Annotated in this window: 8 protein-coding genes and 1 tRNA gene; 5 read left to right on the top strand and 4 right to left on the bottom strand. The window is 74.4% G+C overall.

The features are described 5' to 3' along the window. The first annotated feature begins 188 nt into the window (after window positions 1-188). A complete protein-coding gene (locus ACZ407_RS11005; RefSeq protein ID WP_468127398.1) occupies window positions 189-1,658 on the top strand; it encodes an amino acid permease in 1,470 nt (489 codons plus the stop codon). 157 nt (window positions 1,659-1,815) lie between these two features. Here the strand turns inward: ACZ407_RS11005 and ACZ407_RS11000 are convergent. Further along, window positions 1,816-1,903 (bottom strand) — tRNA-Leu (locus tag ACZ407_RS11000). A 173-nt stretch (window positions 1,904-2,076) separates the two neighbouring features. Here ACZ407_RS11000 and ACZ407_RS10995 point away from each other — a divergent pair. From ACZ407_RS10995 to ACZ407_RS10985, 3 genes are all read left to right on the top strand, one after another. Then, window positions 2,077-3,402 (top strand): M20/M25/M40 family metallo-hydrolase, encoded by a 1,326-nt coding sequence (locus ACZ407_RS10995; RefSeq protein WP_468127397.1) that lies wholly within the window; start codon window positions 2,077-2,079, stop codon window positions 3,400-3,402. 130 nt (window positions 3,403-3,532) lie between these two features. Further along, window positions 3,533-3,766 (top strand): chaplin, encoded by a 234-nt coding sequence (locus ACZ407_RS10990; RefSeq protein ID WP_468127584.1) that lies wholly within the window; start codon window positions 3,533-3,535, stop codon window positions 3,764-3,766. 150 nt (window positions 3,767-3,916) lie between these two features. Then, the gene (locus ACZ407_RS10985; RefSeq protein ID WP_468127395.1) at window positions 3,917-4,732 is read left to right on the top strand and encodes a chaplin; all 816 of its coding nucleotides are present in this window, start codon (window positions 3,917-3,919) and stop codon (window positions 4,730-4,732) included. Between the two features lie 61 nt (window positions 4,733-4,793). On the opposite strand, the gene ACZ407_RS10980 is transcribed toward ACZ407_RS10985, so the two are convergent. Then, the gene (locus tag ACZ407_RS10980) at window positions 4,794-4,982 is read right to left on the bottom strand and encodes a DUF5703 family protein (RefSeq protein ID WP_468127393.1); all 189 of its coding nucleotides are present in this window, start codon (window positions 4,980-4,982) and stop codon (window positions 4,794-4,796) included. 47 nt (window positions 4,983-5,029) lie between these two features. Between ACZ407_RS10980 and ACZ407_RS10975 the strand changes: the two genes are divergently transcribed. Continuing rightward, the gene (locus ACZ407_RS10975; RefSeq protein WP_468127392.1) at window positions 5,030-5,680 is read left to right on the top strand and encodes a hypothetical protein; all 651 of its coding nucleotides are present in this window, start codon (window positions 5,030-5,032) and stop codon (window positions 5,678-5,680) included. 84 nt (window positions 5,681-5,764) lie between these two features. Here ACZ407_RS10975 and ACZ407_RS10970 read toward each other — a convergent pair whose 3' ends face one another. Both ACZ407_RS10970 and ACZ407_RS10965 read right to left on the bottom strand, forming a co-directional pair. After that, window positions 5,765-8,131: a helix-hairpin-helix domain-containing protein gene (locus ACZ407_RS10970; protein WP_468127391.1), complete on the bottom strand. Its 2,367-nt coding sequence runs from the start codon at window positions 8,129-8,131 to the stop codon at window positions 5,765-5,767. Then, complete coding sequence (locus ACZ407_RS10965; RefSeq protein WP_468127390.1) at window positions 8,128-9,120, bottom strand: aldo/keto reductase; 993 nt, start codon at window positions 9,118-9,120, stop codon at window positions 8,128-8,130. Before ACZ407_RS10965 ends, ACZ407_RS10970 begins: the two co-directional genes overlap by 4 nt. Window positions 9,121-9,205 lie beyond the last annotated feature (85 nt).

Here is a 9,205-nt window from a genome sequence, read left to right as displayed (position 1 = left end):
GTTTTGTGGCCAACTCCACCTTCCCTGGGTCCCCCCGCCCGGCGTAGACTCGGGCAACAGGGGGGGGGCCCCCGGGAGGGGGGGGGGCGCCCCCCCCCCCCCCCCCCCGCCTCCGGCGCGGAACGGGCACACCCAGGCCTGCTGCGCGCCGCCCGGAGCTGCCCGTTCCACCCACGAAGGCGTCCTACATGAGTGACCGCACCCTGACCGAGGCCGGACAGCCGTCCGGCACCGACCGGGCCGCAGCCGCGTCCCCGCACGTCGATGCCGGCGACGAGGGCTACAGCAAGGACCTGAAGTCCCGCCACATCAACATGATCGCGATCGGCGGGGCGATAGGCACCGGCCTCTTCCTCGGCGCGGGCGGCCGCCTGGCCGGCGCCGGCCCCTCGCTCGCGATCGCGTACGCGGTCTGCGGAGTCTTCGCCTTCTTCGTGGTGCGCGCCCTCGGCGAGCTGGTCCTGTACCGGCCCTCCTCCGGCGCCTTCGTCAGCTACGCGCGCGAGTTCATGGGCGAGAAGGGCGCGTACACCGCCGGCTGGCTGTACTTCCTCAACTGGTCCACGACCACCGTGGCCGACATCACCGCGGCCGCGACGTACGCCCACTTCTGGTCGCTGTTCACCGACGTACCGCAGTGGCTCCTCGCGCTGATCGCCCTGTCCGTGGTCCTCGCCGCCAACCTGATCTCGGTGCGCTACTTCGGCGAGATGGAGTTCTGGTTCTCCATCGTCAAGGTCGCCGCCCTGGTCGCCTTCATGCTCGTCGGCATCTACCTGGTCGCGACCGGGCACCCGATCGACGGCCACACCCCGGGCCTCGGCTCCGTCACCGACAACGGCGGGCTCTTCCCGTCCGGCGTCCTGCCCATGCTCCTGGTCATCCAGGGCGTGGTCTTCGCGTACGCCTCCGTCGAGCTCTGCGGCGTCGCCGCCGGCGAGACCGAGAACCCCGAGAAGATCATGCCCAAGGCCATCAACTCGATCATGTGGCGCGTCGGCGTCTTCTACGTCGGCTCGGTGGTCCTGCTCGCGCTGCTGCTGCCCTACACCGCGTACTCGGCCGACCAGAGCCCGTTCGTCACCGTCTTCGACAAGCTGGGCGTCCCCGGCGCCGCCGGCGTCATGAACCTCGTCGTGCTCACCGCGGCCCTGTCCTCGCTCAACTCCGGCCTGTACTCCACCGGCCGGATCCTGCGCTCGATGGCCATGGCCGGCTCGGCGCCGAAGTTCACCGCCCGCATGAACAAGGGCAAGGTCCCCTACGGCGGCGTGCTCTTCACCGCGGCCTTCGGCGTCGCGGGCGTCGGCCTCAACTACTGGATGCCGGGCGAGGCCTTCGAGATCGTCCTCAACCTCGCCTCCATCGGCATCCTGGGCACCTGGGCCATGGTCATGGTCTGCTCCCTGCTGTTCTGGCGCCGCGCCCAGGACGGCCGGGTCACCCGCCCCGGCTACCGCCTGCCCTGGGCCCCGTACACGCAGATCGCCACCCTGGTCTTCCTGGTGGCCGTGCTCGTCCTGATGTGGTGCGACGGCGGGGTCGGCCGCACCACCGTCATGCTGCTGCCCCTGATCGCCGCAGCCCTGGTCGGCGGCTGGTTCCTGGTCCGCAACCGGGTGGCAGCCCTGGCCGCGGGGGAGCGCGACGCCGGCTGACCCCCCGCCGTACCCCTCCCGGAAGGCCGGGCGCACCGCGGCGCCCGGCCTTCCGGCACGTCCGGACGCGTACGCCGCCCGCGGCCGGGAAGCACGGCCCGGGGAACGCGGCCCGCGGAAACGCGAAAGACCCCGGCCGAAGCCGGGGTCTCTCCCGTGGTGTCCGAGGGGGGACTTGAACCCCCACGCCCGATAAAGGGCACTAGCACCTCAAGCTAGCGCGTCTGCCATTCCGCCACCCGGACAAGGTGTCTGTCTCGCGTCCCTTCCGGGCCGCTCCGACGAAGAGAACATTACCAGGGTTTCGGAGTGCCTCGATCACACCCCCTGACCGGCGGAGACGGGCCTTGGGTGGAGGCCGCCGGGAAGCGAGGATGGGGGAGACCGTGAGAACGGCTGACGAACGGGAGGAACCAGCGTGAGTGATTCGAGCACGGGCCGGACCCTGGCGGGCGAGGACGAGGTCGTCGGACTCTGCAGCGAACTGATCCGCATCGACACCAGCAACTACGGGGACCACTCCGGCCCCGGCGAGCGGAAGGCCGCGGAGTACGTCGCGGAGAAGCTCGCGGAGGTGGGGCTCGACCCGCAGATCATCGAGTCGCACCAGGGCCGCGCCTCCACCGTCGCCCGCATCGAGGGCGAGGACCCCTCCCGCCCCGCACTGCTCATCCACGGGCACACCGACGTGGTCCCGGCGAACGCGGCCGACTGGACGCACCACCCCTTCTCCGGAGAGGTGGCCGACGGCTGCGTCTGGGGCCGGGGCGCCGTGGACATGAAGGACATGGATGCGATGACCCTCGCGGTCGTACGGGACCGGCTGCGCAGCGGCCGCAAGCCCCCGCGGGACATCGTGCTGGCCTTCCTCGCGGACGAGGAGGCGGGCGGGACCTACGGGGCCCGGCACCTGGTCGACAAGCACCGGGGCCTGTTCGACGGGGTCACCGAGGCCATCGGCGAGGTCGGCGGCTTCTCGTTCACCGTCAACGAGAACCTGCGCCTCTACCTGGTGGAGACCGCCCAGAAGGGCATGCACTGGATGCGGCTCACGGTGGAGGGCACCGCGGGCCACGGCTCCATGATCAACAACGACAACGCGATCACCGAGCTGTGCGAGGCGGTGGGCCGGCTGGGCCGCCACACCTGGCCGGTACGGGTCACCAAGACGGTCCGGTCCTTCCTGGACGAGCTCTCGGACGCGCTCGGCACCGAGCTCGACCCCGAGAACATGGACGAGACCCTGGCCAAGCTCGGCGGCATCGCCAAGATGGTGGGCGCCACCCTGCGCAACTCGGCCGCCCCGACCATGCTCGGCGCCGGCTACAAGGTCAACGTGATCCCCGGCGAGGCCGTGGCGCACGTGGACGGCCGCTTCCTGCCCGGCTACGAGCAGGAGTTCCTCTCCGAGCTGGACCGGCTGCTCGGTCCGCGGGTCCGCCGCGAGGACGTGCACGCCGACAAGGCGCTGGAGACCGGCTTCGACGGCCGTCTGGTCGATGCCATGCAGACGGCCCTGGTGGCCGAGGACCCGATCGCCCGGGCGGTCCCGTACATGCTCTCCGGGGGCACCGACGCCAAGTCCTTCGACGACCTCGGCATCCGCTGCTTCGGCTTCGCGCCGCTCCAGCTGCCGCCCGAGCTGGACTTCGCCGGGATGTTCCACGGAGTGGACGAGCGGGTGCCGGTGGACGGCCTGAAGTTCGGCGTGCGCGTACTGGACCGATTCATCGACAACTGCTGAAACCTCGGGCAGGTGTGCGCAATCCACTGGGAAGAGTGAATGCGCTCATACGCTCGTAGCCCTGGTGCGAACTCCTCGTTACAGGTGGTGCGGTCCGCGGCTGGGACCGCATTGCCTACTAGGAGGAATGATGATCAAGAAGGTTGCCGCCGTCGCGGCTGCCACCGGTGGCCTGGTCCTCGCGGGTGCGGGTCTGGCTGCCGCCGACGCCGGTGCGCAGGGTGCCGCCATCGGCTCCCCCGGCGTGCTGTCCGGCAACGTCGTGCAGGTCCCCGTCCACGTTCCGGTGAACGTGTGCGGCAACACGGTCAACGTGATCGGCCTGCTCAACCCGGCCTTCGGCAACACCTGCGTGAACGCCTGATCCGATGCGGATCCGCACCCTCACGAGGGTCTGAGCCCCCGGCCCCCGGAGCGCCTCCAGCGCTCCGGGGTGCCGGGGCTTTCTTCGGCGTACGGGCAGGGGAGCACGTGCGCCGGTGCATGCACCAAAACATCAGGGGGTTACGAGCACATGCGACAGGTCACCAGGAAGACGCTGATCACCATGGCGGCCGCAGGGGGTGTCCTCGCTCTCGGTGGGGGATACGCACAGGCCGACGCCGGCGCCGCCGGAGGATCGTCGGACTCGCCGGGCGTGCTGTCCGGCAACACCGTCCAGGCCCCGGTCCACGTACCGGTGAACGCCTGCGGGAACACCGTCTCGGTGGTCGGGATCCTGAACCCCGCCTTCGGCAACCACTGCGCGAACGAGGGGGGCGGCCACGGCCGGCCCGGCGCGCACGCCGAGGGGGGCACCCGCAACTCGCCGGGCATCGGCTCCGGCAACACCGTCCAGGCCCCGGTCCAGGTGCCGGTCAACGCCTGCGGGAACTCGGTCTCCGTGGTGGGGATCCTGAACCCCGCCCTCGGCAACGAGTGCGCGAACGACGGCCACGCGAAGCCGGGCAAGCCGGGGCACCCGGGGGAGCCCGGGAAGCCGGGACACCCCGGCACTCCGGGGAAGCCCGGTCACCCCGGGACTCCGGGCAAGCCGGGACACCCCGGCGAGCCGGGCAAGCCGGGCACTCCCGGGAAGCCGGGGCAGCCGGGCCAGCCGGGGCACCCCGGACAGCCCGGCCACCCGGGGAAGCCGGCCCAGCCCGGTACGCCCGGCCACCCGGGGCCCTCGGGCACGCACGGCGGTGACTCCCGGGCCCGGGCCGAGGCCGGGGGCGGCGTGCTGGCGCGCACCGGCTCCGACGGCGCCCTCGGGGTCGTCCTGCCCCTCGGCGGGGGCATGCTGCTCGCCGGGGCGGTGCTCTACCGGCGCGCCCGCGCCGCAGCCTGACGGACTCCGCCGCAGGCCGTGAGGGGCCGGGGCCCGGGCAGACCGCCCGGGCCCCGGCCCCTCACCACGTGGCGCGGAGCTGGCGGATGATGCGGCGGCGCAGCCGCACCCGGCGGCTGCCGTCACGGCGCAGCGTCAGCCGGTCCAGTTCCCAGTGGCCGTACTCGGCATGTTCGGTCAGCAGACGGGCGGCCTCCTTGCGTGTCACACCGCGGGGCACGTACACGTCGACAAATTCGTATTCCGGCATCGCATCTATTGTGCGCGCACCGACCCGGTACGGATAGCGTCTGCACTATGTCTGATGCCGCTCAGCCCACCGCTGCCGAGGTACGCGCCGCCGCCGAGGCGGTCAAAGCCGCGCTGGACCGTCACCTGGCGGCGGTCGAGCGCAGGACCGGGGACGACGACCCGGCCGTGTACTCCGCGTTCAACGAACTCGCCGCGGCCGCCGAGGAGTACGACGAACTCCTCTACGACCGCTACGACGAGGTCACGCCCTTCGAGATCCCGGCGGGCGAGGACAGCGCGCGCTACGCCGGCCCGGCCGAGCCGGGGGTCTTCAGCGTGCTGATCCGCCGCGACTACGTCGTGCTGGAACCGAAGCGGCTGGTGGCCCAGGCCGAGCTGGTCGCCGCCGCCGATCCCGACCTGGACCACCCGGCGGACACCACCGGCACCGCCGAGGCCCTCGGAGTCCTTTTCAACGAGTACGAACCGGACGAAATCGCCTCCCGGCACCAGGAGTTCGGACTGGAGGAAGGCGACTCCACCCTCTGGATCGCGACCGCGGAGGAGCCCGCCGAACCCGGAGAGTGGCTCAACAAGCCCTTCGAGCACACCGACCCCGAGCGCATCCTGCACCGCTTCGAGTTCAGCTCCGTCTTCGACGAAGGCACCGACGACTACGACGAGGCGCACGACATCCTCGGCGCCGACCGCGACTGACCCGCCCGCCGCCACCGCGCCCGGCCGCCCTCCCCGAGGAGGACCGGCCGGGCGCCGTCACGACCGGCCCGGTCCGGCGCGGGATCAGGCCGTCGGCTCCGCCGCGGCCGCGGCCGCCAGGGAGCGCAGGAGGTCTGCCAGGCGGGTGGTGCGGGGCCGGGCCGGGATCTCCGCCACGGCCCGCGGCAGGGCCTGGTCCACCCCGTGCACCACCGACAGGTGCCGCTCGGCGCGGCCGAACGCCGTGTACACCCAGTCCCGCGCCAGCGCGTCCGCCGCATCCCCCGGCAGTACGGCCACCACGGCCGGCCAGCGGGACCCGGCCGCCTGGTGGGCGGTCACCGCCCAGCCGTGCCGGACCGCCGTCTCCACCTGCTCCTTCGGGACCACCACCGGCCGCCCCGCGCACTCCAGGTGCAGCCCGGCCGCGTCGGCGGACACCACCCGGCCCGCCAGGGCCCGCCCGGGGGCCGGCACGTACACGATCCGGTCGCCGGGGTCGAAGCCGCCGAACCGGCCGGGTCCGGGGTTCAGGCGCTCCTTCAGGGCCGCGTTGAGCGCGCGGGTGCCCGCGGCGCCGCCGTGCCCCGGAGTGATCACCTGGGTGAGGCCCGGCTCGATGCCGAAGGCCCGCGGCACCGAGTCCGCGACCAGCTGCACCGTGCGGTGCACGGCCTCCCCGGCATCGCGCACCGGGACGATCACGACCTCCTTGCCCGGGGCGTCCACCTGGGCCAGCTCGCCGATGCCGATGCCCGAGACCAGCTCGCCGAGCGGCCCCGGGTCCGGGGTCCGCGAGGCCAGCACCGGGCAGATGCGGGCGGCCAGCACATCGCCGAACACCCGCCCCGGGCCCGCCGAACCCAGCACGGCGGGATCCCCGCTGAGCACCAGCCGGGCCCCGTCCGGCACCGACTCCACCAGCGCCGCCGCCCCGTCCACGTCCAGCTGCGGGGCGTCGAGCACGGCGAGCAGGTCCAGGGCGAAGGCGCCCTCGGCATCCCGGCCCGGCCCTTCCGAGCCGTCCAGCAGCCCGGCCACCGTCACGGCCGCCCCGGCGGGCAGCACCGCGGCGGCCCGCTCCCGGGCATCGGCGGTGTGCACCGCCGCGTACGCACGCAACCCCAGACCGCGGGCCGCCGCCACCAGGGCCAGCGGCTCGGCCCGGGCCGCCTCCGACCCGGTGTGCGCCACCAGGCCGTGCCCGGCCGCGGCCCGGACCAGCTCCGCCGCGGAGGGGTTCGGGGCCGCCGCCGCGGCCTGCTGCCAGTCCGGCTCGTCCCCGCCGTCCTTGCCGAAAGCGTTCAGCAGGCGGGCCAGGCCGTCCGCCAGGCTCTCCTCCGCCAGGGCGTGGCCCTCCAGGCCCACCAGGACCCGGACCGGCCCGGCCGGCTCCCCGTCCTCCTCCGGCTCCTGCCCTTCCCCGCCGGCCGGTTCCTCACCGCCCTCCTGGAACACCAGCACCGCGCCGTCCGCGATGGCCGCCTCCAGTGCACCGTCCGCGTCGGGTACCCCGTACCGGCCGAGCGCGCCGGTCAGCACCGGGGCCTCCAGCGCGGTGTGCCCCTTCAGCGCGGCCTGTGCGAGCAGCCAGCCGACGAGGGCCACGGACCGGCGCTCGTCGTCCGGGCCGCACTCCGGGCCCAGCAGGGCCCGTGCGAACCCGTCGGCCTGCGAGGGCCGCACCCCGGGCAGTTCCAGCAGCCGCCACGGGTCCTGCCGCAGCACCTCCGCCGCCCCCTCGCCGAGCACGGCGGCGGCCGGGGCCGCCAGCGCGGGCGGGGCCCCGCCGGCGGCGAGGACCGCGCCCACGGCGGCCACGAGGTCGCCGGCGGGGGCCGGGGCGGGGGCGGGCCGGACGGGGGCCGGACGCGGGGCCGGCGCCGCCGGCGCGGCCACCCGGCGCGGCGCCGGCGCCTGCCGCCCGTCGAAGGACCGGGTCTCCGGCTGCTTCCCGCTCTCCACCGCCCGTACGGCGGCCAGCAGATCGGCGGCGGTACCGCTCAGCTTCGCCCCGGCCTCGATCGGCGCCGTGCGCTCGGCCTTGCGCCGCTCGATCCGCTCCCGCTCCACCTTCTGCGCCGCCAGCTCGGCCTCCGCCTCGCTCCGCGCCGCGGCCGCACCGCCGTCCCCGTCCGCGGCAGCCCCGTCCGCGTCCGCGCTCCCGGCGGCACCGGCGGCGTCCTCGGGCGCGTCCGCCGACCCGTCCGCGTCCGTGTCCTCGGCCCCGGCGTGCTCCGCCCCGTCGTCCTCCGCCTCGTCGTGCTCCGCCCCGTCGGTCTGCGGGCTCTCGGGCTCCGCGGTCCCGGCCTCCGCGGTCACGGCCGCGTCCGCAGCCGCCGGATCCGCCGCGGCCGCCGGGGCGCCCGGGTCCGCACCTTCGGACGGGGCGGCCGGGCGCGCCGCCTCCCCGGTGCCGCTCTCCGTGCCTTCGGTGCGTTCCGTACTCACAACGTGCTCCAGTCCTGGTCGGGATAGCGGTGCACGGGGGCCGACACGTCGTCCAGCGCCCGGCAGATCTCCTCGGGAAGACTAAGGGCCTCCACCGACAGCGCCTCCGCGAGCTGCGCCGCCGTGCGCGCCCCGACCAGCGGCGCGGCCACCCCGGGGCGGTCGCGCACCCACGCCAGCGCCACCTGAAGGGGTGTCACGGCCAGCCCGTGCGCCGCCGTCGCCACCGCGTCCACGATCCGCCGCGCCGTGTCGTCCAGGTACGGGGCCACGAACCCGGACAGCAGCTCCGAATCCCCGCGCGAGCCCGGCGGCACCCCGTCCCGGTACTTGCCCGTCAGCACCCCGCGGCCCAGCGGGGACGCGGGCAGCAGCCCCACCCCCAGGTCCAGCGCGGCCGGCAGCACCTCCCGCTCCACGCCCCGCTGGAGCAGCGAGTACTCCATCTGCGTACCGGCCAGCCGGGTCCGCACCCCGGGCGCCGCCAGCTGCCAGGTCGCCGCCTTCGCCAGCTGCCAGCCGCTGAAACCGGCCACTCCGGCATAGCGGGCCCGGCCGCTGCTCACGGCGAGGTCCAGGGCCTGGAGGGTCTCCTCCAGCGGGGTGTGCGGATCGAAGGCGTGGACCTGCCACAGGTCCACGTAGTCCGTGCCCAGCCGGTCCAGCGAGGCGTCCAGCGCCGCCAGCAGGTGCCCGCGCGAGCCGTCGCTGCGCCGCTCCCGGTCGCGCACGGTGCCCGCCTTGGTCGAGATCACCAGGTCGCGGCGGGGCACCAGCCCGCCCACCAGCTGGCCCAGCAGGTATTCCGCGTCCCCGCCCGCGTACACGTCGGCCGTGTCGACGAGGGTGCCGCCCGCCTCCCAGAAGACCTTCAGCTGCTCGGCCGCGTCGGACTCGGCCGTGCCCCCGGGACTCTGGCCCCAGGTGAGGGTGCCGAGACCGATCCTGGACACACGCAGGCCCGTCCGGCCGAGATGCCTCTGCTCCATGAGCGCTGAGACTACTGGGGCCCTGCCGGATGGCGTCCGGGCGCGCTAGAGTCCCGCGCAGACCGACGTTACTCATCGGTACACC

This window comes from Streptomyces sp. NPDC030809, from assembly GCF_055572195.1.
Note: the sequence above shows the minus strand (reverse complement) of the source record. Positions and strands in the feature narration are given on the sequence as shown.